The organism is Rhizobacter sp. OV335 (genome assembly GCF_900142965.1).
GTDB lineage: Bacteria > Pseudomonadota > Gammaproteobacteria > Burkholderiales > Burkholderiaceae_C > Rhizobacter.
This window is the reverse complement of the sequence record NZ_FRCQ01000001.1, coordinates 330,156-353,938: the sequence shown is the minus strand read 5'-3', so window position 1 is coordinate 353,938 and position 23,783 is coordinate 330,156. Positions and strand designations below refer to the sequence as shown.

Annotated in this window: 30 protein-coding genes; 17 read left to right on the top strand and 13 right to left on the bottom strand. The window is 69.9% G+C overall.

All coding sequences use genetic code 11. The annotated features are described in order from the left end of the window. Nucleotides 1-5: 5 nt before the first annotated feature. The 3 genes from BUE42_RS01650 to BUE42_RS01640 are packed head-to-tail and all read right to left on the bottom strand — an operon-like array spanning nt 6 to nt 3,107. Nucleotides 6-2,006 (bottom strand): hybrid sensor histidine kinase/response regulator, encoded by a 2,001-nt coding sequence (locus BUE42_RS01650; protein ID WP_083613795.1) that lies wholly within the window; start codon nt 2,004-2,006, stop codon nt 6-8. Beyond that, nucleotides 2,003-2,893 carry a response regulator gene (locus BUE42_RS01645; protein ID WP_235002012.1) on the bottom strand — a complete coding sequence of 297 codons (891 nt, stop codon included), beginning with the start codon at nt 2,891-2,893 and terminating at the stop codon, nt 2,003-2,005. The genes BUE42_RS01650 and BUE42_RS01645 overlap by 4 nt, the downstream gene beginning before the upstream one ends. A gap of 10 nt (nt 2,894-2,903) precedes the next feature. Further along, the gene (locus BUE42_RS01640) at nt 2,904-3,107 is read right to left on the bottom strand and encodes a hypothetical protein (RefSeq protein WP_073462345.1); all 204 of its coding nucleotides are present in this window, start codon (nt 3,105-3,107) and stop codon (nt 2,904-2,906) included. Between the two features lie 127 nt (nt 3,108-3,234). On the opposite strand from BUE42_RS01640, the gene BUE42_RS01635 reads away from it, so the two are divergent. Next, on the top strand, nt 3,235-4,170 hold the full coding sequence (locus tag BUE42_RS01635; protein ID WP_073462344.1) for a 5'-nucleotidase: 936 nt from the start codon (nt 3,235-3,237) through the stop codon (nt 4,168-4,170). On the opposite strand, the gene otnI is transcribed toward BUE42_RS01635, so the two are convergent. Both otnI and BUE42_RS01625 read right to left on the bottom strand, forming a co-directional pair. Further along, nucleotides 4,155-4,940: a 2-oxo-tetronate isomerase gene (otnI, locus tag BUE42_RS01630; RefSeq protein WP_073462343.1), complete on the bottom strand. Its 786-nt coding sequence runs from the start codon at nt 4,938-4,940 to the stop codon at nt 4,155-4,157. The genes BUE42_RS01635 and otnI overlap by 16 nt on opposite strands. Nucleotides 4,941-4,963: 23 nt before the next feature. Continuing rightward, nucleotides 4,964-5,383, bottom strand: a complete 420-nt coding sequence (locus BUE42_RS01625; protein WP_073462342.1) for a PH domain-containing protein — start codon at nt 5,381-5,383, stop codon at nt 4,964-4,966. Nucleotides 5,384-5,452: 69 nt separating this feature from the next. Here BUE42_RS01625 and BUE42_RS01620 point away from each other — a divergent pair, with 69 nt between their 5' ends. From BUE42_RS01620 to BUE42_RS01590, 7 genes are all read left to right on the top strand, one after another. After that, complete coding sequence (locus tag BUE42_RS01620; RefSeq protein WP_073462341.1) at nt 5,453-6,628, top strand: MFS transporter; 1,176 nt, start codon at nt 5,453-5,455, stop codon at nt 6,626-6,628. A 25-nt stretch (nt 6,629-6,653) separates the two neighbouring features. Continuing rightward, nucleotides 6,654-7,007, top strand: coding sequence for a YciI family protein (locus BUE42_RS01615; protein WP_073462340.1), 354 nt, complete (start codon nt 6,654-6,656; stop codon nt 7,005-7,007). A 128-nt stretch (nt 7,008-7,135) separates the two neighbouring features. Further along, complete coding sequence (locus BUE42_RS01610) at nt 7,136-7,666, top strand: SRPBCC family protein (protein ID WP_073462339.1); 531 nt, start codon at nt 7,136-7,138, stop codon at nt 7,664-7,666. A gap of 8 nt (nt 7,667-7,674) precedes the next feature. Next, nucleotides 7,675-8,961, top strand: a complete 1,287-nt coding sequence (locus tag BUE42_RS01605) for an RNA polymerase sigma factor (protein ID WP_073462338.1) — start codon at nt 7,675-7,677, stop codon at nt 8,959-8,961. Between the two features lie 90 nt (nt 8,962-9,051). Continuing rightward, on the top strand, nt 9,052-9,669 hold the full coding sequence (locus BUE42_RS01600; RefSeq protein WP_073462337.1) for a 2-dehydro-3-deoxy-6-phosphogalactonate aldolase: 618 nt from the start codon (nt 9,052-9,054) through the stop codon (nt 9,667-9,669). 52 nt (nt 9,670-9,721) lie between these two features. Then, nucleotides 9,722-10,621, top strand: a complete 900-nt coding sequence (locus BUE42_RS01595) for a 2-dehydro-3-deoxygalactonokinase (protein ID WP_073462336.1) — start codon at nt 9,722-9,724, stop codon at nt 10,619-10,621. Between the two features lie 18 nt (nt 10,622-10,639). Beyond that, nucleotides 10,640-11,419, top strand: a complete 780-nt coding sequence (locus BUE42_RS01590; protein WP_073462335.1) for an SDR family NAD(P)-dependent oxidoreductase — start codon at nt 10,640-10,642, stop codon at nt 11,417-11,419. A 10-nt stretch (nt 11,420-11,429) separates the two neighbouring features. Here the strand turns inward: BUE42_RS01590 and BUE42_RS31890 are convergent, their stop codons facing one another. Then, nucleotides 11,430-11,624 carry a hypothetical protein gene (locus BUE42_RS31890; RefSeq protein ID WP_143171244.1) on the bottom strand — a complete coding sequence of 65 codons (195 nt, stop codon included), beginning with the start codon at nt 11,622-11,624 and terminating at the stop codon, nt 11,430-11,432. A gap of 241 nt (nt 11,625-11,865) precedes the next feature. Here BUE42_RS31890 and BUE42_RS01585 point away from each other — a divergent pair, with 241 nt between their 5' ends. Beyond that, the gene (locus tag BUE42_RS01585) at nt 11,866-12,120 is read left to right on the top strand and encodes a DUF1488 family protein (RefSeq protein ID WP_073462334.1); all 255 of its coding nucleotides are present in this window, start codon (nt 11,866-11,868) and stop codon (nt 12,118-12,120) included. Between the two features lie 27 nt (nt 12,121-12,147). Here the strand turns inward: BUE42_RS01585 and BUE42_RS01580 are convergent, their stop codons facing one another. The 4 genes from BUE42_RS01580 to BUE42_RS01565 all read right to left on the bottom strand — a co-directional run bounded on the left by BUE42_RS01580 (nt 12,148) and on the right by BUE42_RS01565 (nt 14,044). Further along, on the bottom strand, nt 12,148-12,393 hold the full coding sequence (locus tag BUE42_RS01580; protein ID WP_143171243.1) for a hypothetical protein: 246 nt from the start codon (nt 12,391-12,393) through the stop codon (nt 12,148-12,150). 84 nt (nt 12,394-12,477) lie between these two features. Then, the gene (locus BUE42_RS01575) at nt 12,478-12,696 is read right to left on the bottom strand and encodes a cold-shock protein (protein WP_073462332.1); all 219 of its coding nucleotides are present in this window, start codon (nt 12,694-12,696) and stop codon (nt 12,478-12,480) included. A 231-nt stretch (nt 12,697-12,927) separates the two neighbouring features. Then, nucleotides 12,928-13,137 carry a hypothetical protein gene (locus BUE42_RS01570; RefSeq protein WP_083613794.1) on the bottom strand — a complete coding sequence of 70 codons (210 nt, stop codon included), beginning with the start codon at nt 13,135-13,137 and terminating at the stop codon, nt 12,928-12,930. 163 nt (nt 13,138-13,300) lie between these two features. Further along, nucleotides 13,301-14,044, bottom strand: a complete 744-nt coding sequence (locus BUE42_RS01565) for a S1 family peptidase (protein WP_073462331.1) — start codon at nt 14,042-14,044, stop codon at nt 13,301-13,303. 90 nt (nt 14,045-14,134) lie between these two features. Here BUE42_RS01565 and BUE42_RS01560 point away from each other — a divergent pair, with 90 nt between their 5' ends. Together BUE42_RS01560 and miaB are read left to right on the top strand one after the other, a co-directional pair. Next, entirely contained in the window at nt 14,135-14,524 is a 390-nt protein-coding gene (locus BUE42_RS01560; protein WP_073462330.1) for a hypothetical protein, read from the top strand. A gap of 10 nt (nt 14,525-14,534) precedes the next feature. Beyond that, nucleotides 14,535-15,890, top strand: coding sequence for a tRNA (N6-isopentenyl adenosine(37)-C2)-methylthiotransferase MiaB (gene miaB, locus BUE42_RS01555; protein ID WP_143171242.1), 1,356 nt, complete (start codon nt 14,535-14,537; stop codon nt 15,888-15,890). On the opposite strand, the gene BUE42_RS01550 is transcribed toward miaB, so the two are convergent. After that, nucleotides 15,887-16,168 (bottom strand): hypothetical protein, encoded by a 282-nt coding sequence (locus BUE42_RS01550; protein ID WP_073462328.1) that lies wholly within the window; start codon nt 16,166-16,168, stop codon nt 15,887-15,889. The two genes, miaB and BUE42_RS01550, sit on opposite strands and share 4 nt — an antisense overlap. A gap of 130 nt (nt 16,169-16,298) precedes the next feature. On the opposite strand from BUE42_RS01550, the gene hemA reads away from it, so the two are divergent. The 6 genes from hemA to BUE42_RS01520 all read left to right on the top strand — a co-directional run bounded on the left by hemA (nt 16,299) and on the right by BUE42_RS01520 (nt 21,365). Then, nucleotides 16,299-17,591, top strand: a complete 1,293-nt coding sequence (hemA, locus tag BUE42_RS01545; RefSeq protein WP_073462327.1) for a glutamyl-tRNA reductase — start codon at nt 16,299-16,301, stop codon at nt 17,589-17,591. A 95-nt stretch (nt 17,592-17,686) separates the two neighbouring features. Next, complete coding sequence (gene prfA, locus BUE42_RS01540; RefSeq protein WP_073462326.1) at nt 17,687-18,772, top strand: peptide chain release factor 1; 1,086 nt, start codon at nt 17,687-17,689, stop codon at nt 18,770-18,772. Further along, the gene (gene prmC / locus BUE42_RS01535; RefSeq protein WP_073462325.1) at nt 18,769-19,614 is read left to right on the top strand and encodes a peptide chain release factor N(5)-glutamine methyltransferase; all 846 of its coding nucleotides are present in this window, start codon (nt 18,769-18,771) and stop codon (nt 19,612-19,614) included. The genes prfA and prmC overlap by 4 nt, the downstream gene beginning before the upstream one ends. Nucleotides 19,615-19,770: 156 nt before the next feature. Further along, nucleotides 19,771-20,349 carry a hypothetical protein gene (locus tag BUE42_RS01530; RefSeq protein ID WP_073462324.1) on the top strand — a complete coding sequence of 193 codons (579 nt, stop codon included), beginning with the start codon at nt 19,771-19,773 and terminating at the stop codon, nt 20,347-20,349. A 123-nt stretch (nt 20,350-20,472) separates the two neighbouring features. After that, nucleotides 20,473-20,790 (top strand): Grx4 family monothiol glutaredoxin, encoded by a 318-nt coding sequence (gene grxD, locus BUE42_RS01525; RefSeq protein WP_047500156.1) that lies wholly within the window; start codon nt 20,473-20,475, stop codon nt 20,788-20,790. Nucleotides 20,791-20,801: 11 nt separating this feature from the next. Continuing rightward, entirely contained in the window at nt 20,802-21,365 is a 564-nt protein-coding gene (locus tag BUE42_RS01520; protein ID WP_073462401.1) for a UbiX family flavin prenyltransferase, read from the top strand. Between the two features lie 12 nt (nt 21,366-21,377). On the opposite strand, the gene BUE42_RS01515 is transcribed toward BUE42_RS01520, so the two are convergent. Both BUE42_RS01515 and BUE42_RS01510 read right to left on the bottom strand, forming a co-directional pair. Continuing rightward, on the bottom strand, nt 21,378-22,037 hold the full coding sequence (locus tag BUE42_RS01515) for a lytic transglycosylase domain-containing protein (RefSeq protein WP_073462323.1): 660 nt from the start codon (nt 22,035-22,037) through the stop codon (nt 21,378-21,380). Next, nucleotides 22,034-23,779, bottom strand: a complete 1,746-nt coding sequence (locus tag BUE42_RS01510; RefSeq protein ID WP_073462322.1) for a proline--tRNA ligase — start codon at nt 23,777-23,779, stop codon at nt 22,034-22,036. Before BUE42_RS01510 ends, BUE42_RS01515 begins: the two co-directional genes overlap by 4 nt. Nucleotides 23,780-23,783: the final 4 nt, after the last annotated feature.

Below are 23,783 nucleotides of genomic sequence, written 5' to 3'. Positions count from 1 at the left end.
GGCGGCTAGGCCACCAGCGCCGCCACCCGCGCCAGCAGGTCCGCCTTCGAGAACGGCTTGTCCAGCCCGGTGCAGCGCGCCTCTTTCAGGAACTCGCGCGCATCGGGCGACAAGGTGTCGCCGGTCACGAACAGCATGTGCCGCGCAAGCTGCGGCCGGCGCCGGCTCACCTCGCGCCACAGCGCCGCGCCGTCGACATCGGGCATGCGCAGGTCGGAGACGATCGCGTCGAAGCGCGCCGTCTCCAGCATTTCCAGCGCGACCGCGCCCGATTCTGCGGTCGCCACGTCGTAGCCGGCGCCCTCCAGCATCTCGCGCATCAGGCCCAGCAGCTCGGCCTCGTCGTCGACCACCAGCAGGCGCGCCTGCGCCGGTGCCTCGGCCGGCTCGGCGCGCGGCGCCACCACCGCCTCGTCGGCCACGCCGCTGACCGGTACGCTGAGCCGGAAGCTCGCGCCGCCCTCCGCGCCCGCCGCCTCGAGGATCAGGTCGCCGCCGTGCTCGCGCGCCAGCGAGCGCGACACCGCCAGGCCGAGCCCGGTGCCGATGCCCTCGGCCTTGGTCGTGAAGAACGGTTCGAAGACGCGCGCCGCATGCTCCGGCGACACGCCCGGCCCGCTGTCGGCCACGCGCAGCCACACCCGCTGCGCGCGGTTGTCGCGCCGCGCCTCGACCCCCGTCTGCACCTTCACGCGCCGGCGCGTGCCTTGCCCGGCCAGCGCCTGCTGCGCATTGATCAGCAGGTTCAGCACCACTTGGCCGATCTGGTCGCCGTCGGCATTGATGGCCGGCAACGCCGCCTCCAGCTCGGTTTCCAGCTCGATGCCGTGCGTGCGGTAACCGTAGTGCAGCATCTCGACCGCGGCCCGCACCAGGTCGTTGATGTCGATCGTGCCGCGCTGCGGCGGCTTGCTGCGCGCCATGTCGAGGAAGGTGCGCACGATGCGCCCGCAGCGCTCGGCGGCCTCGCGGATGCGCAGCACGTCGGCCTTCAGCGCATCGTCCTCGCACTTCTCTTCCAGCAGGCTGGCGCGCCCCATCACGATCGCGAGCGGGTTGTTCAGCTCGTGCGCCACGCCGGCCAGCAGGCTGCCCATCGCGGTCAGCTTCTCGCTCTGGCGCAGCGCCTCGCGCTGGCGCTCGATCTGCTGCGCGGCACCGTGCCGCTCGGTCACGTCGACCATCGATGCGGTGTAGAACACCGTGCCGCCGACGTCGCTGCGCCACAGCACCATTTCGATCGGGAACTCGCGGCCGTCGGCGCGCAGCCCGAACAGCTCCATGCGCCGGCCCAGCACGCGCGGCGCACCGCCGCCGGCGAGCCGCGCCATGCCGGCGTCGTGCGCGGCGCGGTAGCGCTCGGGCATCACGACCTCGCTGACACGCCGGCCCAGCACCTCGGCGCGGCGGTGGCCGAACATCGCCTCGGCCGACGGGTTGAACTCGACGATGCAGCCCTGCCCGTCGGTCGAGATCAGCGCCGCCAGCGCATGGTCGACGATGGCCGATTTCAGCGCCTCGCTGGCGCGCAGCTGCTCGACCTGGCGGGCCAGCGCCTCTTCGTGCAGCTTCAGCTCGGTGTGGTCGCGCCCGAACACGACGATCGCCTGCACCGGCTCGCCGGCCGGCCCGTACGGCACCATCGTTTCCTGGATGAAGCGGCGCCCTCGCACCGGGTACTCGACCCAGCCCTGCCAGCGCAGCGATTCGCCGCCGAACAGCCGCTCGGCCCATGGCAGGTAGCCTTCGTACGACGCGCGGCCGATCACGTCGGCCAGGTGCCGGCCGGCGATCTGCTTCGGCGTCAGCCCGAAGAAGCCGGCCGCCTCGCCGTTCGCATACCGATAGCAGTGATCACGGTCGATCACCGCGACGCGCGCGGTGATGTGGTCGAGCAGCGAACTCATCAGCGCCGGGTCCAGCGCCGCACTGTCCGCCTCGCCGGGGCGCTCGCCCCATCGCAGGTGGCCGGTCCAGCTGAACTCGCGCTGCAATCCTGTCGTCATGCATCCGCAACGTGGGGCACGAACACGTAGCCCACGTTGCGAACGGTCTTCAGCACTTCCGGCTTGTCGGGGTTGGATTCGATCTTGCGGCGCAGCCGCATCACGCGCAGGTCGATCGAGCGGTCGAACACGTCCCAGCCGCGGTTGTGCGCCTGCTCCATGATCTGGTCGCGGTTCAGCGGCCGGTTCGGGTTGCGCGCGAACAGCGACAGCAGGTCGAACTCGGCGGCGCTGATCTCGACCTCGTGGCCGTCGAGCGCGAACAGCCGGCGCTGGTCGAGGTCGAGTTCGCAGATGCCGAAGCGCACGCGCTTGCATGGCGTCGGCTGCGACGCGGCGGCCGCCACCTGCGGCGCGAGGGTGGCGAGCGTCACGCGGCGCAGCACCGCGCGGATGCGGGCCAGCAGCTCGCGCATCTCGAAGGGCTTGGGCACGTAGTCGTCGGCACCGAGCTCCAGCCCGACGATGCGGTCGATCGATTCGCCGGCGGTCGTCAGCATCACCAGCCCCATGTGCGGGTGGCGCTCGCGCATCCAGCGCGCCAGCGACAGGCCGTTCTCGCCGGGCATGTTGACGTCGAGGATGGCCAGGTCGGGCAGCGATTCGGCGAGCATCTCGCGCGCCTGCGCAGCATCTTGCGCGGTGCGCACGACCAGGCCGTGGCGGCCGAAGTACTCGCTCAGCAGCGAGCGAATCTCCGGTTCGTCGTCGACGACCAGCACGACAGGGATGGCGGCTTGCGCGCCGGACGCCATGGGGAAGATGCCTCGTTGCGGGTTGTCGCGGGGGGTTCGCGCCGGATCATATCGGTCCGGCGGCGCAATGCCGGCGCGGTTCGCACCGCTCAGCACCGCGGTGATCCATTCGGTGGCGGTCGGCGTGTTCATCGGCGGCCGCTCACAGGCTGAGGTGCAGGTGGGCGATGTCCTCGCCGAAGGCCTCGCTGCGGAACACCTCCGGCTTGGTGTCGGCGAACTCCAGCCGGTGCGTCTGCGCGAAACGGGCGCGCTGCACCGCGACGCGCGACGGACGACGCACCGGCGTGGCAGCCCGGCGGGAGAACAGGCGTTGCAGCGTGGTGGTGACGAGGGTCGCGGTCATGGGGGGCTCCGGGCGGTTGTGCGTGTTGGTATGCCATCAGTGTCGAAGCGGTGGGTATCAACCCCGTTTCCGCAACGCCCGGCTTTGTTTCGTTTGTTTCAGCGCGACCCACCCGTATGATCCGGCGATGCCCGCCACCCTCGCCGGCCAGCTCGTCGTGGCCATTTCCTCGCGCGCCCTGTTCGACTTCGAAGAAGAGAACCAGCTCTTCGAAGCCAAGGACGACCGCGCCTACATGCAACTGCAGCTGCAGCGCGTCGCCGAGCCGGCCAAGCCGGGCGTCGCGTTCTCGCTGGTCAACAAGCTGCTCGCGTTCAACGCGGCGTCACCGCAGGCCTCGGTCGAGGTGGTGATCCTGTCGCGCAACGACCCGGTGTCGGGCATGCGGGTGTTCCGCTCGGCCCAGCACTACGGGCTGCCGATCCAGCGGGGCGTGTTCACGCGCGGCGAATCGCCGTGGCGCTACCTGCGCCCGCTGAACGCCCACCTGTTCCTGTCGACCAACGAGGCCGACGTGCGCTCGGCGCTCGAGGCCGGCGTGCCGGCCGCGCGCGTCTACCCGCACTCGGCGCGCGCCTCCGACGCGCATCCGCACGAGGTGCGCATCGCGTTCGACGGCGACGCGGTGCTGTTCTCCGACGAGGCGGAGCAGGTGTTCCAGAGCGCCGGGCTCGATGCCTTCCAGGCGCACGAGCGCGACAAGGCGCTGAAGCCGCTGCCGGCCGGGCCGTTCAAGCCGCTGCTCGAGGCGCTGCAGCTGCTGCAGCGCCAGGCTTCGCCGGCGATGCGCGTGCGCACCGCGCTCGTCACCGCGCGCAGCGCGCCGGCCCACGAGCGCGCGATCCGCACGCTGATGGACTGGCACATCGAGGTCGACGAGGCGATGTTCCTCGGCGGGCTGCCGAAGGGCGAGTTCCTGCGCGAGTTCGAGCCCGACTTCTTCTTCGACGACCAGACCGGCCACATCGAGAACGCATCGGCCCATGTGCCGTCGGGCCATGTCGCGGCCGGCGTGTCGAACCTGATCGCGCAGGTGGCAGCCGTGGTTCAGGCCGAGCGCTGACGCCACCAGCCGAGCCCGGCCGAGGTGCCGGCGCGCGGCCGGTATTCGCAGCCGATGTGGCCGTCCCAGCCGAGTTCGTCGATCACGTCGAACAGGTGGGCGCAGTTCAACTCGCCGACATCGGGCTCGTGCCGCTGCGGCACGCCGGCCACCTGCAGGTGGCCGACGCGGCCGCTCGGCAGGTAGTGGCGCAGCTTCATCTCGACATCGCCCTCGACGATCTGGCAGTGGTAGAGATCCATCTGCACCTTGAGGTTGGGCCGGCCCAGTTCGACGACGACGGCATGCGCTTCCGACTGCCGGTTCAGGAAGTAGCCGGGGATGTCGCGCGTGTTGATCGGCTCGATCGTCAGCTCGATGCCCGCCGGCGCGGCGTGGCCGGCGGCCCAGTCGAGGTTGGCGACATAGCACTCGCGCAGCCAGGCGCGGTCGACCTCGGGCGGCGCGATGCCCGCCATCACGTGCAGGCGCGGGCAACCGATCTCCGCGGCCAGCGCCAGCGCATGCTCGATGCCTTCGCGGAACGCGGCCTCACGGCCCGGCAGGCAGGCCAGGCCGCGCTCGCCTTGCGTTGCATCCCCGGGCGGCGCATTGAACAACACCTGCCGCAGCCCGTTCCCCTGAAGGCGCGCCTTCAGCTCGGCGGCCGGCACGTCGTACGGGAACAGGCACTCGACCGCGTCGAAGCCGTCGCGCGCCGCGGCGCCGAAACGGTCGACGAAGTCGTGCTCGGTGTACATCAGGCTCAGGTTGGCGGCGAACTTGGGCATGGGGACTCCCTTCAGCGGTGAGATCAGCGGTGAGAGGCGCCGTCCTGCGCTTCCATGAACGCCCGGCGGAACGCGAGCGGCTTCGAGATGCCGCTCAGCGGCGCCTGCGGCGAGCCGGCGCCCGAGATCAGCAGCGAGCCGTAGTCCAGCATACGGCCCATCACCGTCTGGTCGACCTGGATCGACTCGACCTTGTTGATGTTGATCTCGATCGTCTGCCGCGAGATGAAGCCCTGCTTGACGATCACCCGCTTGTTCGTCACCGCCAGCTCGGTGGTCTTGTACATCACGTAGGCATAGCCCCAGGCGATCAGCCCGATGCCGAAGGCCGGCAGCAGCACCAGCCCGACCAGCAGCGGCACCCACAGCGACCACAGGCTCACGTGGGCATAGTGCAGCACGCGTTCGTCCTGGGTCAGTGCGCCTTCGATGTAGCTCGACATGGTGTTCCTTGGGGAGAGTGCGGCGTGACGATAGCAGCTACAGTCGGCGCCCTGCCTTGCCGCCCCGCGATGCCGTCCACCGTCCGCACCGTCCTGCCGCTGTCCATCGTCACCGCCACCAGCATGCTGGCGATGGACCTGTTCCTGCCCGCCGTGCCGACGCTGCAGGCCTCGCTCGGCATCGACGTGACGCTGGCGCAGGCGACGGTCGCGGTGTTCCTCGCCGGGCTGGCCGCGTCGCAGCTGATCTGGGGCGAGGCGATGACGCAGCTCGGGCCGCGCCGCTGCGTGCTGATCGGCGTCTCGCTGCTGGTGCTCAGCGCCTTCGGCTGCGCGCTCGCACCCGACATCGGCTGGCTGCTCGCGATGCGCGCGCTGCAGGGCGCCGCTGCCGGCGCCGCGACGGTGGTCGCGCCGAGCGTGGTGCGCGCGACGCTGTCCGACGAGCATGCGGTGAAGGGCATCGCATCGATCGCGATGATCGAGTCGGCGGTGCCGGCCGCCGGGCCGCTGCTCGGCAGCGCGCTGCTGCTGGTGATGGACTGGCGCGCGACGTTCTGGATCCTCGGCGTCGTCACGCTGCTCGCGCTGCCCTTCGTCGTGCGGGTCACGCCGCGCGAGCTGCCGGGGCTGGACCGCAGCGCGGCCTCGGGCTACGTCCAGATCCTCGGCAACCGCAAGTACCTGCGCCTCGCGCTGTGCCATGCGCTGTGCTTCGGCGCGCTGCTGAGCTTCGTCGCAAGCGCGCCGCAGCTGATGGTGCATGCGTTCGGGCTCGGCGCCGGCAGCTTCGCCGCGCTGCAGCTGATGAGCGTGCTGTGCTTCATGGCGGTGGCCAGCCAGTCGGGGCGCATCAGCCGACGCTTCGGCGCGGCGCGCGCGGTGCAGTTCGGCTGCGCGGCGCACGTGGCGCTGTGCGGCGGCTTCGTGTTGCTGGCCTGGCTCGGGCAGCCGGGCTTCGCCAGCGTCGCGGTGTTCTGGTGCGCCTTCTGCGCAGTGCTCGCGGTGCGCGGCCCAGCCGCGTTCAGCGAGGCGCTGGCCTTGCCGCCGGTGCAGATGGGCCGCGCATCCGCGATGCTGATGCTGGCCATCCTGGCGGCCGGCGCGCTCGGCACGCAGGGCGTCGCGCCGTTCATGTCGGGCCACTCGGCGCTGCCGCTGGCCACGGCGATGCTGCTGCTGTGCATCGCCAGCTTCGCGACGGTGCTGCCGTACCCCCACGGCCGCGCTTCCGCTTCACAATGAACGCCTATTCGAGATCGGAGACCCCATGTCCTACGTGATGCTCATCGTCGAACCCATCGAACAGCGCGGCCAGCGCACGCTCGCCGAAGGCCAGGCGGCTTACGACAGCATGCTCGGCTATGCCGAGAAGCTGAAGGCCCGCGGCGTGCTGAAGAGTGCCGAATCGCTGCTCGCGCAGGACCGCGCGGTGCGCGTGCAGAAGCGCGCCGGCGAGAAGCGCCTGGTCGACGGCCCGTTCGCCGAGGCCAAGGAAATGATCGGCGGCTTCTTCCTGCTCGACGTGAAGACGCGCGACGAGGCGGTGGCCATCGCCGCCGACTGCCCGGCCGCCGAGTGGTGCACGATCGAAGTCCGCGAGCTGGGCCCCTGCTTCGCGTGAAGCCGATGGCGGCGCAGCACCCGGGTAATCCCTGAGGCACTGGCAGCGGTGTCGATCCGGCACGTGATCGCCCGTCGTGTGAACAGGCGCGGACCGTTCGCTCCGCCCGTCACACCCAGGAGCCGATCATGCTGAAGTCCACCCTGCTCGTCATTGCCGCCGCGCTCGCGGTGCTGCTGGCCTACGCCGCCACCAAGCCCGACACCTTCCGCGTCGAGCGCAGCCTGCGCATCCAGGCGCCGCCGGAGCGGCTGCACGCGATGATCAACGACTTGCACAGCTTCAACACCTGGAACCCGTACGAGCGCAAGGACCCTGCCATCAAGGGCAGCTACGGCGCGACCACGGTCGGCCGCGGTGCCAGCTACGGCTGGGAGAGCAACGAGGTCGGCACCGGCAGCCTGGCGATCCTCGAGACCGTGCCGGCGTCGAAGGTCACGATGGCACTCGATTTCGTGAAGCCGTTCGAGGCGCACAACCAGGCCGAGTTCACGCTGCAGCCTGAACAAGGCGGCACGCGCGTGACCTGGGCGATGCACGGCCCGGTGCCGTACCTGGGCAAGGTGATGCACGTCTTCATCAACGTCGACCGCATGGTCGGCACCGACTTCGAGGCCGGGCTTGCGAACCTGAAGACGCTGGCCGAGAAGAACACCTGAGGATTCTGGTGGCATCCACAAAGACATCGCCAGAGATACACCGTGCGATCGAAGCCGTCTGGCGCGCCGAGGCCGCCAAGGTCATCGCCCACGTCGCGCGCATCGTGCGCGACGTCGGCCTGGCCGAGGAACTCGCGCAAGACGCGCTGCTCGCCGCGCTGGAGCACTGGAGCGACGGCGTGCTGCCCGACAACCCGGCGGCCTGGCTGATGACCACCGCCAAGCACCGCGCACTCGACCGGCTGCGGCAGGATGCGCTGCACGCCCGCAAGCACGAGGAACTCGGCCACGAGCTGGACGCGATGCAGGCGCACGTGGTGCCGGATTTCGTCGACGGGCTCGATGCCGCGCGCGAGGACGACATCGGCGACGACCTGCTGCGCCTGATCTTCACCGCCTGCCACCCGGTGCTGTCGACCGATGCACGCGTCGCGCTGACGCTGCGGCTGCTGGGCGGCCTCACCACCGACGAGATCGCGCGCGCCTTCCTGGTGCCTGAGCCGACGATCGCGCAACGCATCGTGCGCGCCAAGCGCACGCTGAGCGCGGCCCGCGTGCCGTTCGAAGTGCCGCAGGCGGCCGAGCGCGCGGCGCGGCTCGCATCGGTGCTGGAGGTGATCTACCTGGTGTTCAACGAAGGCTATTCGGCGACCGTCGGCGACGACTGGATGCGCCCAGCCCTGTGCGACGAGGCGCTGCGGCTCGGCCGCGTGCTGGCCGGCCTGGTGCCGGGCGAGAGCGAGGTGCACGGGCTGCTCGCGCTGATGGAGATCCAGGCCTCGCGCACGCCGGCGCGCACCGATGCGCAGGGCCGCGCGGTGCTGCTGATGGAGCAGGACCGCAGCCGCTGGGATGGGCAGATGATCGCGCGCGGCCTCGCGGCGCTCGCGCAGTCGGAGGCGCTGGGCGGCGCGCGCGGGCCGTACGCGCTGCAGGCGGCGCTCGCGGCCTGCCATGCGCGGGCACGCAGCGCCGGCGAGACCGACTGGGGGCTGATCGTCGCGCTGTACGACGCGCTCGAGCAGGTGGCACCGTCGCCGGTGGTGGCGCTGAACCGCGCGGTCGCCGTCGGCATGGCGTTCGGGCCGGCCGCGGGGCTGGCGCTGGTCGACGAACTCGAATCGGAGCCGGCGCTCGCGAACTACCACTGGCTGCCGAGCGTGCGCGCCGACCTGCTGGCGCGACTGGGCCGCCATGGCGAGGCGCGCGAGGCCTTCGAGCGCGCCGCCGAGATGACGCGCAACGAGCGCGAACGCGAGCTGCTGCTGCAGCGGGCGCGCGAGCTGCCGGGCTGAGAGGGCGAGGGCGAGCGCCCCCGGTTTTGCTATGGCGGCGGCCCAAAATTTCATTTGTGCCGACCGCAGGCGCTCGCTACGCTGTTGCCCATGACCTGGCCGACCTCCCTGCCGCTGATCGCGATCCTGCGCGGCATCCGCCCCGAAGAAGCCCTGCCCCATGCGCAGGCCCTGATCGACGCCGGCTTCGATGCGATCGAAGTCCCGCTCAACTCGCCGCAATGGCAGAAGAGCGTGGCCGACATCGTGCAGCGCTTCGGCAGCCGCGCGCTGATCGGCGGCGGCACGGTGCTGAAGCCGGCCGATGTCGATGCGCTGGTCGAGGTCGGCGCGAAGCTGGTCGTGACGCCGAACACCCGGCCTTCGTTGATCGCGTACGCGGTGCAGCGCGGCCTGCAGGTGGCGGCCGGCTTCGCGACCGCCAGCGAGGCCTTCGATGCGCTGGATGCCGGCGCGCAGGCGCTGAAGCTGTTCCCGGCCACCACCTACGGCACCGGCCATGTGAAGGCGCTGAAGGCGGTGCTGCCGGCCGGCGTGCCGCTGTTCGCGGTGGGCGGCGTCACGCCGGCCAACCTGGGCGAGTACTTGGCGGCAGGCTGCATCGGCGCCGGGCTCGGCAGCGACCTCTACAAGCCGGGACAGGACGTGTCGCGCACCAGCGAGATGGCGCGCGCCTTCGTTGCCGCACTGCAAGCCGCCCGCGGCTGAAGAACACCGGGCGCTCCACCGGGGCGCACCGCATCACGGAGACACCGACAAGATGATCGCCATCGACTGGGGCACGAGCAGCCTGCGCGCCTACCGCCTCGACGCCGCCGGCAAGGTGCTGGCACAGCGCAGCACCCCGGCCGCGCTGCTGGCCTGCCAGGGCCGTTTCGAGGCCGTGCTGGCCGAGCAGATCGACGGCTGGAGCGACGCGCACATCGTGATGGCCGGCATGATCGGCAGCCGCAACGGCTGGCGCGAGGTGCCCTACGTCGCCTGCCCGGCCGGGGCCGATGCGATCGCCGCCGGCATGCTGGCGTTCGAGGCGCCTGCGCTGCCAGGCCGTCAGCTCTTCATCGCGCCCGGCATGAGCGACCGGGCGGTCGACCTGCAGAACATCGGCACGCCCGAGGTGATGCGCGGCGAAGAGACCCAGGTGCTGGGCCTGCTCGACGACCTGCCCGGCGCCGGCCCGCACACGCTGTGCCTGCCCGGCACGCACAGCAAGTGGATCAGCGTCGAGCACGGCCGCATCACGCGCATCCACACCGCGATGACCGGCGAGCTGTATGCGCTGCTGACGCAGCACAGCCTGCTCGGCGCGCTGATGGACAAGGACGCCGGCGACGACGAGGCCGCGTTCGCGCGCGGGCTGCAGACCAGCCGCGGCAGCGGCGGCCTGCCGAACCAGCTCTTCAGCGTGCGCACGCTCGGCCTGTTCGGCGAGCTGAGCGGCGCGGCGGCACCGTCGTACCTGTCCGGCCTGCTGGTCGGCCACGAGCTGAACGGGCTCGCGCCGGCGACCGGCACGGTGCACCTGATCGGCAGCGCCGCGCTGACCCGCCGCTACGAGCGTGCGCTGGCGGCCCGCGGCCTGCAGGCGATCGCCCATGCCGAGGCGCTGACCGCGCGCGGACTGCACCGGCTGGCCCGCGCGCGCGGGCTGGTCGGCTGAACCCCAGGAGCCCCTCCAATGAATCGTTTCGCCCACTACCCGAGCCTCGAAGGCCGCACCGTCTTCATCAGCGGCGGCACCACCGGCATCGGCACCGCCTTCGTCGAGCACTTCCATGCGCAGGGCGCGAAGGTCGGCTTCGTCGGCCGCAACCGCGAGGCGGCCGATGCGCTGCTGGCCGGGATTGCCGCCCAGCCGAACCCGCATGGCGCACCGACGCCGCTGTTCATCCCCTGCGACGTGACCGACATCGCGGCGCTGCAGGCGGCCATCGCGCAGACGCGCAGCGCGTTCGGTCCGATCGGCGCGCTGGTCAACAACGCGGCCAACGACCAGCGCCACCAGGTCGAGGAGGTGACGCCGGAGTTCTGGGACCAGTGCATGAACGTCAACCTGCGCCACCAGTTCTTCGCGGCGCAGGCGGTGGTCGACGACATGGTCGGCCTGGGCGGCGGCTCGATCATCAACCTCGGTTCGATCAGCTGGATGATCAAGGGCGCTGGCTACCCGGCGTATGCGACGACCAAGGCGGCCATCCACGGCCTGACCCGCTCGCTCGCCAAGGACCTGGGCAAGCGCAACATCCGCGTCAATGCGCTGGTGCCGGGCTGGGTGATGACGGATAAGCAGCTGCGCCTGTGGGTCACGCCCGAATCCGAGAAGGACCTCGACGCGAACCAGTGCCTGCCGGGGCGGCTTCAGTCGGAAGACATCGCGACGATGGCGCTGTTCCTGGCCGCCGACGATTCGAAGATGTGCACCGCGCAGAGCTTCGTCGTCGACGCGGGCTGGTCCTGATCCGGTGGCGTCAGTTCAGGCCGTAGGTCGGACCGAAGCGGAAGCGGTCTTCGACCTCGGTGTCGGCGAAGCCGAACTCGCGGTCGGGATCGACCACCGTGTCCTGCATGTCGTCGCCATAGCCGGTGTCGCCGCGGCTCACGCGCATCCACAGGCGGTGCAGCAACTTGGCCACTTCTGCGGTCGACGATTCGGGTGCTGACATCGGATGCCTTTCGCGGGGCCGCACGGGGCGGCGACAGGCTTTGAATGGCAAGTTGCGGACCAGGGGCGCGGTTCGCGCGGCACCGGGCATCGGGCCTGACGCGGCAGGTCACGCGGTGCGAAATCCGTCACATCGCCGACCGTCCTGGTTCCAGACTGCCGCGCCGTGTCAGCCGGCGTGTCGGACGGCGCGACAGGTATACGATCGGGCTCCTTTGCCCTGCCTCTCCGAGGTGCCTGCCATGCTGCCCACGCCCTTCCTCCACGACGCCTCGGGCGACGTGCGCTTCTGGGTGCTGCTCGACGACGGCGCGTCGATCGGGGCCAGCATCAGCATGCGTGCGCTGCACTACCGCTACCGCGCGGCCATGGGGGGCGCCGACGCGGTGGCCACCTACAACGCCCACCGCGGCGAAATCGACGCGGCGGTGCGTCGCCGCTTCGCCGCCGGCTCGCTGGAGCCGGTGATGCTGCGCGAGCACGACCTGAAGGCCTGAGAGGGCAAGAAGGCAAGAGGAGCGCGCCTACGACCCGATCAGCGTGGTGGTGCGCTCGACGTCGCGCTCGAACGCGGCGATCGACAGCTCGGAGATCGACGCATGCAGCATCACGGTGCGCGCGACCTCGGCGTTGTCCTCGAAGGCCGTGCGCAATTCGGCACGCTGCCCGGCGGGCAGCACGCGGATCAGCGCCGCCATCAGCGCGTCCATCGCCACCAGCGAGCCCTTCAGGTCGCAGATGCGCTCGGTGGCTTCCTGCAGGTTCTTCATGTTGCGCGCCTCCAATGAAAAAACCGCGACCAAGGCCGCGGTTTTCTTGAGAGACCCTGCGAGTGCCGGGTCCCTGCGTTCCGGTCAGGCCGGGACGATGTTCGAAGCTTGCGGGCCCTTCTGGCCCTGCGTCACTTCGAATTGAACGCGCTGGCTTTCAGCCAGGCTCTTGAAGCCGCCGCCCTGGATCTGGCTGAAGTGGGCGAACAGGTCCTTGCCGCCGCCGTCCGGCGTGATGAAGCCGAAGCCCTTGCCTTCGTCGAACCACTTCACGGTGCCGGTTTGCGTTTGAGTCGTCGTCATGTTGTTTCCTTTCGAGTCATGCGCAGCACATGCCGCGCAGTGCAGAGACGCCAAGAAAATCAACGATGGGACTGTCAACCGGCATCCCCGGAACAGATCCGGGAACAGGGATGAGGACTTGCTGAAAGACGGTCTTATGCATGCCTACCGTGCATATTTTACCCTGCGCCCACCCGCGGCCTGCGCGCAAAGCCCTGTTGGGCTATGCATGCGAGGTGCCGGATCGGGCTTTCAGATGAGGCCGCTGCGGATCTGCTTGCAGATGTTCTGGCCCGTCAGCGTGATCTGCAGCGCGCCACCGCGCCACTCGAACCAATCGAGCGCCACGTAGTCGTCGATCAGCTTTGCATTGATCTGTTCAGCCTGCCGGTGCTGCAGCAACTCCACCGTGCCGAGCAAGGCATTGCGCAGCGCCTGTCGTTTGAGTGCCGCGGCGGTCACGGGAGGGCGGGCGGGCGCTTCGGTCGAGGGTCGGCGAGGCGCGGAACGGGTCATGCTCATGAGGCCTTTCGGGAACGACTTTGAACGGCGAACACTCCGACAGTACCACCCCGATCCGACATACCTGTGACGATTTCAAGGAGATTTCCCCGCCGGAAGCGGTTCACGGCAGCGGGGCGACGGCCGCCTCGTCGTCGGTCAGCGTCATCAGGATGTCGGCGTACCACGCGCAGTTCAGCCCCAGCGATTCATCGCTCTCCAGGTCGCGTCCGCCCATGTCCATGCGCGACGAGTGGATCCCGAGCAGCTTCCACGGCAGCGCATCGCCTTGTGCGTGGCGCATCACGACCGGCGCGCCGCTGGTGCCGCGGTGGGTGCGCGCATCGGTCAGGAAGTAGCCCTGGCCCTGGAAGCGCACGCCGAACGACGACGCGATCGCCGCCTGCCGCACCACCGGCAGGTGGTGCACCACGTCGTGGAAGCCGAGCGGGAAGCCCACCACCAGCAGCGAGCTGCCGACCTCCACCTCGTCGAGGGAATGCTGCAGGTGGTCGGGCGTGAACGGCACCATCGCCACGCCGGCCGGCAGCGCGGCGCGCTCGATCTCGAGCACCGCGACGTCGATCTCGCCGCCGGCGTCGCGCCCCTGGCGCCAGACGCTCTTGCCGTCGCGGTACAGCAGCATCGACAGCCCGATCGAGCGCGTCAGGTTGACCGCATCGGTGTGCAGCTCGATCTCGACGCGGCTCGGGTAATGCTTGCTCGGTGCGTCGATCAGCACGTGGCGGCTGGTGACGAGGAAGAGCCGCCCGTCGCGCTCGAAGAAGAAACCGCTCGCACCGGTCAGCGGGAGGGCGCCGTCGAAGGTGGAGACGCGGGCGGTGGTCAGCAGCAGGGGTTCGATCATGGTCGCAAGTGTGGGGCCTGCGCGGGGTCGGCCCGAGGGGCTGACCTAGAATCGACCTTCCGTCTGACCGACAGCCACTGGATCAACACCATGTACCGCTGTGTGATCGCTGCAACCGCAGCCCTCGCCTTCGCCTGCGCCACCCTCCCCGCCGCCGCCCAGGCGCAGCGCCCGTTCCCGCAGAACGCGTTGCGTGGCGTGATCGCCTTCGACAACCCGCCGCAGGTCACGCTGAACGGCAAGCCGGCGCAGCTCGCCCCGGGCGTGCGCATCCGCGGCCAGAACAACCTGCTGGTGCTGACCGGCCCGCTGGTCGGCAGCAAGCTGGTCGTGCACTACACCACCGAGTTCACCGGGCTGATCAAGGACGTGTGGATCCTGCGCGACGACGAGATCAAGGTCGTGCCGTGGCCGACCACGGTCGAGCAGACGCAGACCTGGACCTTCGACCAGGCCGCCCAGGTCTGGACCAAGCCGTGACGAGGCCATGATGGAAGAACAACGCACCAAGAAGGTCTACATCAAGACCTTCGGCTGCCAGATGAACGAATACGACTCGGACAAGATGTCCGACGTCATGCACGCGGCCGAAGGCTACGAGCCGACGCAGGACCCCGAGCAGGCCGACCTGATCCTGTTCAACACCTGCTCGGTGCGCGAGAAGGCGCAGGAGAAAGTGTTCAGCGACCTCGGCCGCGTCAAGCACCTGAAGGCCAAGGGCGTGATGATCGGCGTCGGCGGCTGCGTGGCCAGCCAGGAAGGCGCGGCCATCATCGAGCGCGCACCCTATGTCGACGTGGTGTTCGGCCCGCAGACGCTGCACCGCCTGCCCGAGCTGCTGAAGCAGCGCCAGCGTCAGCAGCGCCCGCAGGTCGACATCAGCTTCCCCGAGATCGAGAAGTTCGACCACCTGCCGCCGGCGCGGGTCGACGGCGCGACGGCCTTCGTGTCGATCATGGAAGGCTGCTCGAAGTACTGCAGCTACTGCGTGGTGCCGTACACCCGCGGCGAAGAGGTCTCGCGACCGTTCGACGACGTGCTGGTCGAGGTGGCCGGACTGGCCGACCAAGGCGTCAAGGAAGTGACGCTGCTGGGCCAGAACGTCAATGCCTACCGCGGCGCGATGGGCGGCACCGCCGAGATCGCCGACTTCGCGTTGCTGATCGAGTACGTGGCCGCGATCCCCGGCATCCAGCGCATCCGCTACACCACCAGCCACCCGAACGAGTTCACGAACCGGCTGGTCGAGGTGTATGGCCGCGTGCCGCAGCTCGTCAACCACTTGCACCTGCCGGTGCAGCACGGCAGCGACCGCATCCTGATGGCGATGAAGCGCGGCTACACGGTGCTCGAGTACAAGAGCACGATCCGCAAGCTGCGCGCGGTGCGTCCGGACATCAGCCTGTCGAGCGACTTCATCGTCGGCTTCCCCGGCGAGACCGAGGACGATTTCACGAAGATGATGAAGCTGATCGACGACGTCGGCTTCGATTCGAGCTTCAGCTTCATCTACAGCCCGCGGCCCGGCACGCCGGCCGCGGCACTGGCCGACAACACGCCGCACGAGACCAAGCTGGCGCGGCTGCAGCACCTGCAGGCGACGATCGAGGACAACCAGCGCCGCATCGGGCTGTCGCGTGTCGGCACGGTGCAGCGCATCCTGGTCGAAGGGCCGTCGCGCAAGGATGCGAACGAGCTGATGGGCCGCACCGAGTGCAACCGCATCGTCAACTTCGCCGGGCCGGCACGGCTGGTCGGGCAGATGATCGACGTGAACATCACGCTGGCGTACCCGCATTCGCTGCGGGGCGAGGTGGTGACGCTGGAGGAAGCGGTGGTGGCCTAGCGCCGGCCGGGGCCGAAGCCGGCCCACCAGAGCGTCAGCGCACAGCCGGCGACCATCGCGCCGTAGGTCGCCATCTTGCCGTCGCGCCCCAGCCAGGCCAGCCCGACGATGGTCACCACGCTGGCGACACCGGCCGACCACAGCCACAGCCGGGCCCAGCGGACGCCGGCCAGTTCACGGCGCCACAACAGCTTGACCATCGCCGACGCGATGCCGGTGACGCCGAAGGCGGGGCCGAGGAAATTCAACAAATGCCACAGTGCGTCCAAAGGTCCCATCGACTGGTTCTCGCAAAAGCTGGCCCGGAAGTTGCCGCCAAACCGCTACATTGTGACGAATCGTCAGCGGCTATGACGGTCTTGAGCATCAGCAAACGCCCGACAGCGCGGCAAATTTTATAATCTGCAGATGAGTGTTTTCGCCCTCGGTCTGAACCACACGACGGCTCCGCTGGATTTGCGGGGCCGTTTTGCGTTCACGCTCGAGCAGTTGGCGCCCACCCTCCAGGGGTTTCGCGAACGGGTCACGCGCCCGAGCGGCAGCCCCGAAGCCGCGATCCTGTCGACCTGCAACCGCACCGAGCTGTATTGCGCGGCCGAACCGGCGCTGGTGCGCCCGGCCATCGACTGGCTGGCCGGCCTGGGTGGCGTGGCGAGCCAGCACTTCATGGACCACGCCTACGTGCTGGAAGGCGGCGCCGCGGCGCGCCATGCCTTCCGCGTGGCCAGCGGCCTCGATTCGATGGTGCTGGGCGAGCCGCAGATCCTCGGCCAGATGAAGCAGGCGGTGCGCGAGGCCAGCAGCGCCGGCACGCTGGGCACGACGCTGCACCAGATGTTCCAGCGCTCGTTCGCGGTCGCGAAAGACGTGCGCAGCTCCACCGAGATCGGCTCGCACTCGATCAGCATGGCCGCCGCCGCGGTGCGCCTGGCCTCGCAGCTGTTCGAGGACCTGCGCGAGACCAAGGTGCTGTTCGTCGGCGCCGGCGAGATGATCGAGCTGGTCGCCACGCACTTCGCGGCCCGGGCGCCGCGCGCGATGGCGGTCGCCAACCGCACGCTCGAGCGCGGCGAGAAGCTGGCCGGCCGCTTCGGTGCCGAGGCGATCCGCCTGTCCGACCTGCCGGCCCGGCTCGGCGAATTCGATGCCGTCATCTCGTGCACCGCCAGTTCGCTGCCGATCATCGGCCTGGGCGCCGTCGAGCGCGCGCTGAAGGCGCGCAAGCACCGGCCGATGTTCATGGTCGACCTGGCCGTGCCGCGCGACATCGAACCCGAGGTGTCCCGGCTGAACGACGTCTACCTCTACACCGTCGACGACCTGTCGGCGCTGGTGCAGACGGCCGGCGAGAAGCGCCAGGCCGCGGTCGAGCAGGCCGAGGTCATCATCGAGAGCGGCGTGCAGAGCTTCGTGCACTGGCTCGACCAGCGCGGCACGGTGCCGCTGATCCAGGCGCTGAACGCGCAGGCCGACGACTGGCGCGCCGCCGAGATCGCGCGTGCCCGCAAGATGCTCGCGAAGGGCGAGGACCTCGATGTGGTGCTCGATGCGCTGACCCGCGGCCTGACCCAGAAGATGCTGCACGGCACGCTGGCCGAACTGCATGCAGCTGACGGCGAACAGCGCGCTGCGCTCGCGCAGACGGTGTCCCGCCTGTTCCTGCGCGGTGCCCCCCGCAAGCCGGGCGACGGCCACCACTAGCGACGCGCCGTCGTCCGCCGCATGACGGCGGGGCGGGCGCATCCTGTTGCGGCTTCGGCCGCGCGCCGGCTCCGCGAAACTTTTCCGGAGCCCCGATGAAAGACACCCTCCGCCAGCAGTTCGAACGCCTCGCGATGCGGCTGAGCGAACTCGACGCGACGCTCGCCGACCCATCGGTGGTCAGCGACATGAACCGCTTCCGCGGCCTGACCCGCGAGCACGCCGAGGTCGACAGCGTGGTGCAGCGCTTTCGCCGCTACCAGCAGCGCGAGCGCGACCTGCTGGCCGCGCGCGACATGCTGGGCGACGCCGACCTCGCCGAGATGGCACGCGAGGAGATCACCGGCGCCGAGAGCGATCTCGAGCGGCTGCAGAACGAACTGCAGACCGCGCTGCTGCCGCGCGATCCGGACGACGGCCGCAACGCCTTCCTCGAGATCCGCGCCGGCACCGGCGGCGACGAATCGGCGCTGTTCGCGGCCGACCTCCTGCGCATGTACACCCGCTACGCGGAGCGCTGCGGCTGGCGCACCGAGCTGATGTCCGAGAGCATGTCCGACCTCGGCGGCTACAAGGAAGTGGTGCTGCGCGTCGACGGCGACGATGTGTATGCCCGGCTGAAGTTCGAATCGGGCGGCCACCGCGTGCAGCGCGTGCCGCAGACCGAGACGCAGGGGCGCATCCACACCAGCGCCTGCACCGTCGCGGCGATGCCGGAGCCCGACGAGGCCGAGGAGATCCAGCTGAACCCCGCCGACCTGCGCATCGACACCTTCCGCGCCAGCGGCGCGGGTGGCCAGCACGTCAACAAGACCGACAGCGCGATCCGCATCACCCACCTGCCGACCGGGCTGGTCGCCGAATGCCAGGACGACCGCTCGCAGCACCGCAACAAGGCCAAGGCGCTGGCGGTGCTGGCCGCACGGCTGCGCGAGAAGGACCGCAGCGAGCGTGCCGCCAAGGAAGCGGCCACGCGCAAGGGACTGATCGGCAGCGGCGACCGCAGCGACCGCATCCGCACCTACAACTTTCCGCAAGGGCGGCTGACCGATCACCGCATCAACCTGACGCTCTACAAGCTGCAGTCGGTGATGGAGGGCGAGCTCGACGACGTGGTGGCCGCCTTGCAGGCCGCCAGTGCCGCGGAGCAGCTGGCCGAGCTGGAAGGGCGCGGCGCGTGAGCGCCTCCACCGTCGATGGCGCGCTCGCCGGCGCACGTGGTGCGGGGCTGGACCGGCTCGACGCGCAGTTGCTGCTCGGCGCGGTGCTCGGCCGCGAGCGCAGCTGGCTGATCGCCCATGGCGACGATGCGCTGGCGCCTGGGCAGGCCGAGCACTTCGACGCGCTCGTCGCGCGCCGCAGCGCCGGTGAGCCGGTCGCCTACCTGCTGGGCCGCCAGGATTTCCATGGCCTGACGCTGCAGGTCTCACCCGCCGTGCTGGTGCCGCGGCCCGACACCGAGACGCTGGTCGACTGGGCACTGGAGTTGCTCGCCACCGAACTCGCCGGCACGGCCGCGCCACGGGTACTCGACCTGGGCACCGGCTCCGGTGCGATCGCGCTCGCGCTCAAGCACCGGTGCCCGCGCGCGGACCTGACCGCCGTCGACGCCAGCCCCGAGGCACTGGCGGTCGCCGAAGCCAATGCCGGCACCCTCGGCCTGGCGCTCGCGTTGCTGCCAGGCCACTGGTGGACGCCGGTCGCGGGCCGGCACTTCGACCTGGTCGTCAGCAACCCGCCCTACATCGCGGGCGACGACCACCACCTCGATGCGCTGCAGCACGAGCCCCTGCTGGCGCTGACCCCGGACGGCGACGGCCTGGATTCGCTGCGCGAAATCGTCGCTGGTGCCAGTGCCCACTTGCGCGACGGAAGCTGGCTCTTGCTGGAGCATGGCCACGACCAGGCCCGCGACGTGCAGGCCTTGCTGGCCGCAGCCGGCCTGCACCAGGTGGGCACCCGGCGCGACCTGGGCGGCAACGAGCGCTGCACCGGCGGCCGTTGGCGGCAAGCCACGCGCTGAGTTTGTTACTGGCACGACTGCACGCGCTGACGACTGTTGCCACTGGGTCACGGGGTGTCGGCCCCCAACGCGGCGCGGCCGGCGTAGCATGGTCTCGAGGCCTTCAGCGGGCCGCAGGTTCGTCTCCCGTCACACCCGTCGCAAGGAGAGGTCGCCATGTGGAACCCAAGGTGGAAGTGGATCGTCGCGGGCGCCCTGGCGCTCGTCGGCGCACAGGCTGCGATGGCCCTCGACGCCGGCGGCAACGGGCTGGGATGGCGCAAGCTGCAAGGCCGCATGAGCCTGGGCACCGCCAGCACCAGCCCCGGCCTGCGCAGCGAAACCCCCGGCTTCGACTCCACCAGCCTGAAGCTCAGCAGCCTGAGCCTGATGGCCGACTACTACCTGATGCCGGCCTTCAGCCAGGGCGCCCCGGCCGGCGGGCTGCGTGCCACCAGCGGCGTGCTGTTCGGGCCGCGCTCGTCGCCCTGGAGCGGCCCCGGCAGCGGCGCCCAGTTCAGCATCGACCGCCGCACGAGTCCCACCCCGCCCGACGGCAGCACCGACAGCGCCACCTCGCCCTACGTCGGCATCGGCTACACCGGCCTGTCGGTCAAGGGAGGCTGGGGCTTCTCCGCCGACGTCGGCGTGCTGGCCGGCCGCTTCGGACGCAGCCTCGGCCAGAGCCTGGACGACCAGGTGCGCGAACTGCGCCTGCAGCCGGTGCTGCAGCTCGGCGTGTCGTACTCGTTCTGACCGGGGCTGCGAAGTCGCATTTCTCCCGGGGGCATGCCGACCGCCGGCACGGGCGGCCTGCGGTTTGCCGTATAACGTCGGTCCTTCCACCCTGAACTTTGCCGGGCCCGCCGGCGCCAGACCATGAGCGACGTACAGCAACGCATCGATGACCTCGTCAAGCAGAACCGCGTGGTTCTGTTCATGAAGGGGACGGCGCAATTTCCGATGTGCGGTTTCTCCGGCCGCGCGGTGCAGGTGCTGAAGGCCTGCGGCGTGACCGACCTGAAGACCGTCAACGTCCTCGAGGACGAGGGCGTGCGCCAGGGCATCAAGGACTACGCGAACTGGCCGACCATCCCGCAGCTCTACGTGAACGGCGAGTTCGTCGGCGGCTCGGACATCATGATGGAGATGTACCAGGCGGGCGAGCTGCAGCAGGTGCTGGGCGCCAAAGTCTGAACCGCGTGACCGTGCCGCAGCGCATCGTCGTCGGCGTGACCGGCGCCAGCGGCGCGGTCTATGCCGTGCGGCTGCTCGAGCGCCTGAAGACGATCGGCTGCGAGACCCACCTGGTGGCGAGCTCGGCCGGCGTGCTGAACGTGCACCACGAGCTCGGCCTCGACCGGCGCGAACTCGAAGCGCTGGCCCACACCGCCTACAACCCGGCCGACATCGGTGCCGCGATCGCGAGCGGCTCGTTCCCGAGTTCGGCGATGGTGATCGCGCCATGCTCGATGAAGACGCTCGCCGCGGTGGCGCACGGCTTCTCCGACAGCCTGCTGGCCCGCGCCGCCGACGTGACGCTGAAGGAGCGCCGCCGCCTCGTGCTGATGGTGCGCGAGACGCCCTTCAACCTGGCGCACCTGCGCAACATGACCGCGGTGACCGAGATGGGCGGCGTGATCTTCCCGCCGCTGCCGGCGTTCTATCACCGGCCGACGACGATCGACGAGCTGGTGAACGAGACCGTGGAGCGGGTGCTGTCGCTGCTGGGGGTCGATGCCGCAGCACCCCGGCCGTGGACCGGCCTCTGAACGATCCCTCGATCAGCCGGGTTTGTAGTCCCAGTATTTCTTGGCGCCGAACACCAGGTTCGGATACTCCGGCTTGCCTCGGCTGCCGTTGTAGCGGCCCAGCGCCATGTACAGGTCGCCGCGCTCGACGTCGAGGTAGTGCCGCATGATCACGCAGCCGAAGCGCAGGTTGGTCTGCATGTGGAACAGCCGGCTCACGTCACCGTTGCCGATCACCCGGGCCCAGAACGGCATCACCTGCATGTAGCCGCGCGCACCGACGCTGCTGATCGCGTACTTGCGGAAACCGCTCTCCACCTGCACCAGGCCCAGCATCAGCGCCGGCTCCAGCCCGGCGCGCGTGCTCTCGTACCACAGCGTGTCGAGGAACTCGATGCGCGTGACGTGCTCGGCCTTGCGCTTCTTCAGGCGCGTGCTCATCTCGCCGAGCCAGCGCAGGTAGGCCAGGCGGGCGTCGGTGCTGACGAAAACAGGTTTCGGCGGCGCGCTGTTCGCGATGGCGGCCGCCAAGGCGCCGCGCACCGCATCGGCCAGCGGCTCTTCGACCTGTGCGCCCGCCCGGGCCTCGCGCATCGGCAGGGCGAGCCACGGGGCGGCCGCGGCAGCCAGCAGCCATCGCCGCCGCACGGCTCCCTCCACGCGGGGAGCCGCCGCGGGCCACTCGGCGGTCATGGCGCCAGCTTCGCCTTCACGAATTCGAGCACCTCGGCGGCGGGCACCGCCGTGGCCTGCGCGTCGGCGCGGCCCTGGTACTCGACCTTGCCTTCCTTCAGGCCGCGGTCGGACAGCACCACGCGGTGCGGCACGCCGATCAGTTCCCAGTCGGCGAACATCGCGCCCGGGCGTTCGCCGCGGTTGTCGAGCATCACGTCGATGCCGAGCGCTTCCAGTTGGTCGTGCAGCGCGTCGGCGGCGGCTTGCACCTCGGCCGAACGGTCGTAGCCGATCGGGCAGATCACGACGCTGAACGGCGCGATCGCGGTCGGCCACAGCATGCCGCGCTCATCGTGGCGCTGCTCGATCGCGGCGCCCAGGATGCGGGTGACGCCGATGCCGTAGCAGCCCATCATCATCAGCTGCGGCTTGCCGGACTCGTCGAGGTAGGTGGCGTTCATCGCCTTCGTGTAGTTCGTGCCGAGCAGGAACACGTGGCCGACCTCGATGCCGCGCTGGATCGCCAGCACGCCCTTGCCGTCGGGCGACGCGTCGCCCTCGAGCACGTTGCGGATGTCGGCCACCAGGTCGGGTTCGGGCAGGTCGCGGCCCCAGTTGACGCCGGTGAGGTGCACGTCGGGCTCGTTGCCGCCGCAGATGAAATCGCTCATGTTGGCGACCGTGCGGTCGGCGACGATCTTCACCGGCTTGCGCAGGCCGATGGGGCCGAGGAACCCGGGCTTGCAGCCGAAGTGGTCCTCGATCTCCGACACCGTGGCGAAGCGGTAGCCTTCCTTCAGGCCCGGCAGCTTGCCGGCCTTGACCTCGTTCAGCGAGTGATCGCCGCGCACCAGCAGCAGCCAGATCGTCGTCTGCTTCAGGTCGCCGGCGTCGTCTTTCTCGTCGGTGGCGAGCACCAGCGATTTCACCGTGGTCTGCAGCGGCACGCCGAGCAGCGCCGCCACATCGGCGCAGGTGCTGGCCTTGGGCGTGGGCGTGCGCTGGAGGGCGGCGCTGGCAGCAGCGCGCTGCGCGATGGCGGGCAGCGCTTCGGCAAGTTCGATGTTGGCGGCGAAGTCGGAGGTCGGGCAGTAGACCAGCGCGTCTTCGCCGGTGTCGGCGATGACCTGGAATTCCTGCGAGACCTCGCCGCCGATCGCGCCGGTGTCGGCAGCGACCGCGCGGAACTGCAGGCCCAGGCGCTCGAAGATGCGCACGTAGGCATCGAACATCGCCTGGTAGCTCTTGCGTGCGGATTCGAGGTCGCGGTCGAAGGAGTAGGCGTCCTTCATCGTGAACTCGCGCCCGCGCATCACGCCGAAGCGCGGGCGGCGCTCGTCGCGGAACTTGGTCTGGATGTGATAGAAATTCTTCGGCAGCGCCCGGTAGCTGCGCAGCTCCTGGCGCGCGATGTCGGTGATGACCTCTTCAGAGGTCGGCTGGATGATGAAGTCGCGGTCGTGCCGATCCTTCACCCGCAGCAGCTCCGGCCCCATCTTCTGGAAGCGCCCTGTTTCCTGCCACAGCTCGGCCGGTTGCACGACCGGCATCAGCAGCTCGATGCCACCAGCCCGGTTCATCTCTTCGCGGATGATGCCCTCGACCTTGCGGATCACCCGCAGCCCCATCGGCATGTAGGTGTAGATGCCCGCGCCCAGGCGCTTGATGAAGCCCGCACGCAGCATCAGCTTGTGGCTCATGACTTCCGCGTCGGCGGGCGCTTCCTTGAGGGTCGAGACGAAGAACTGGGAGGCTTTCATGGGG

Coding starts and splice junctions, on each gene's coding strand:
- BUE42_RS01585 (WP_073462334.1), top strand. CDS start 11,866: ATGCTGCCCACGCCCTTCCTCCACGACGCCTCGGGCGACGTGCGCTTC.
- BUE42_RS01640 (WP_073462345.1), bottom strand. CDS start 3,107: ATGACCGCGACCCTCGTCACCACCACGCTGCAACGCCTGTTCTCCCGC.
- BUE42_RS01645 (WP_235002012.1), bottom strand. CDS start 2,893: ATGAACACGCCGACCGCCACCGAATGGATCACCGCGGTGCTGAGCGGT.
- BUE42_RS01600 (WP_073462337.1), top strand. CDS start 9,052: ATGACCTGGCCGACCTCCCTGCCGCTGATCGCGATCCTGCGCGGCATC.
- BUE42_RS01560 (WP_073462330.1), top strand. CDS start 14,135: ATGTACCGCTGTGTGATCGCTGCAACCGCAGCCCTCGCCTTCGCCTGC.
- BUE42_RS01590 (WP_073462335.1), top strand. CDS start 10,640: ATGAATCGTTTCGCCCACTACCCGAGCCTCGAAGGCCGCACCGTCTTC.
- BUE42_RS31890 (WP_143171244.1), bottom strand. CDS start 11,624: ATGTCAGCACCCGAATCGTCGACCGCAGAAGTGGCCAAGTTGCTGCAC.
- otnI (WP_073462343.1), bottom strand. CDS start 4,940: ATGCCCAAGTTCGCCGCCAACCTGAGCCTGATGTACACCGAGCACGAC.
- BUE42_RS01580 (WP_143171243.1), bottom strand. CDS start 12,393: ATGAAGAACCTGCAGGAAGCCACCGAGCGCATCTGCGACCTGAAGGGC.
- prfA (WP_073462326.1), top strand. CDS start 17,687: ATGAAAGACACCCTCCGCCAGCAGTTCGAACGCCTCGCGATGCGGCTG.
- BUE42_RS01610 (WP_073462339.1), top strand. CDS start 7,136: ATGCTGAAGTCCACCCTGCTCGTCATTGCCGCCGCGCTCGCGGTGCTG.
- BUE42_RS01635 (WP_073462344.1), top strand. CDS start 3,235: ATGCCCGCCACCCTCGCCGGCCAGCTCGTCGTGGCCATTTCCTCGCGC.
- miaB (WP_143171242.1), top strand. CDS start 14,535: ATGGAAGAACAACGCACCAAGAAGGTCTACATCAAGACCTTCGGCTGC.
- BUE42_RS01620 (WP_073462341.1), top strand. CDS start 5,453: ATGCCGTCCACCGTCCGCACCGTCCTGCCGCTGTCCATCGTCACCGCC.
- BUE42_RS01565 (WP_073462331.1), bottom strand. CDS start 14,044: ATGATCGAACCCCTGCTGCTGACCACCGCCCGCGTCTCCACCTTCGAC.
- BUE42_RS01515 (WP_073462323.1), bottom strand. CDS start 22,037: ATGACCGCCGAGTGGCCCGCGGCGGCTCCCCGCGTGGAGGGAGCCGTG.
- BUE42_RS01615 (WP_073462340.1), top strand. CDS start 6,654: ATGTCCTACGTGATGCTCATCGTCGAACCCATCGAACAGCGCGGCCAG.
- BUE42_RS01650 (WP_083613795.1), bottom strand. CDS start 2,006: ATGACGACAGGATTGCAGCGCGAGTTCAGCTGGACCGGCCACCTGCGA.
- BUE42_RS01530 (WP_073462324.1), top strand. CDS start 19,771: ATGTGGAACCCAAGGTGGAAGTGGATCGTCGCGGGCGCCCTGGCGCTC.
- BUE42_RS01510 (WP_073462322.1), bottom strand. CDS start 23,779: ATGAAAGCCTCCCAGTTCTTCGTCTCGACCCTCAAGGAAGCGCCCGCC.
- BUE42_RS01595 (WP_073462336.1), top strand. CDS start 9,722: ATGATCGCCATCGACTGGGGCACGAGCAGCCTGCGCGCCTACCGCCTC.
- BUE42_RS01575 (WP_073462332.1), bottom strand. CDS start 12,696: ATGACGACGACTCAAACGCAAACCGGCACCGTGAAGTGGTTCGACGAA.
- grxD (WP_047500156.1), top strand. CDS start 20,473: ATGAGCGACGTACAGCAACGCATCGATGACCTCGTCAAGCAGAACCGC.
- BUE42_RS01625 (WP_073462342.1), bottom strand. CDS start 5,383: ATGTCGAGCTACATCGAAGGCGCACTGACCCAGGACGAACGCGTGCTG.
- BUE42_RS01550 (WP_073462328.1), bottom strand. CDS start 16,168: ATGGGACCTTTGGACGCACTGTGGCATTTGTTGAATTTCCTCGGCCCC.
- hemA (WP_073462327.1), top strand. CDS start 16,299: ATGAGTGTTTTCGCCCTCGGTCTGAACCACACGACGGCTCCGCTGGAT.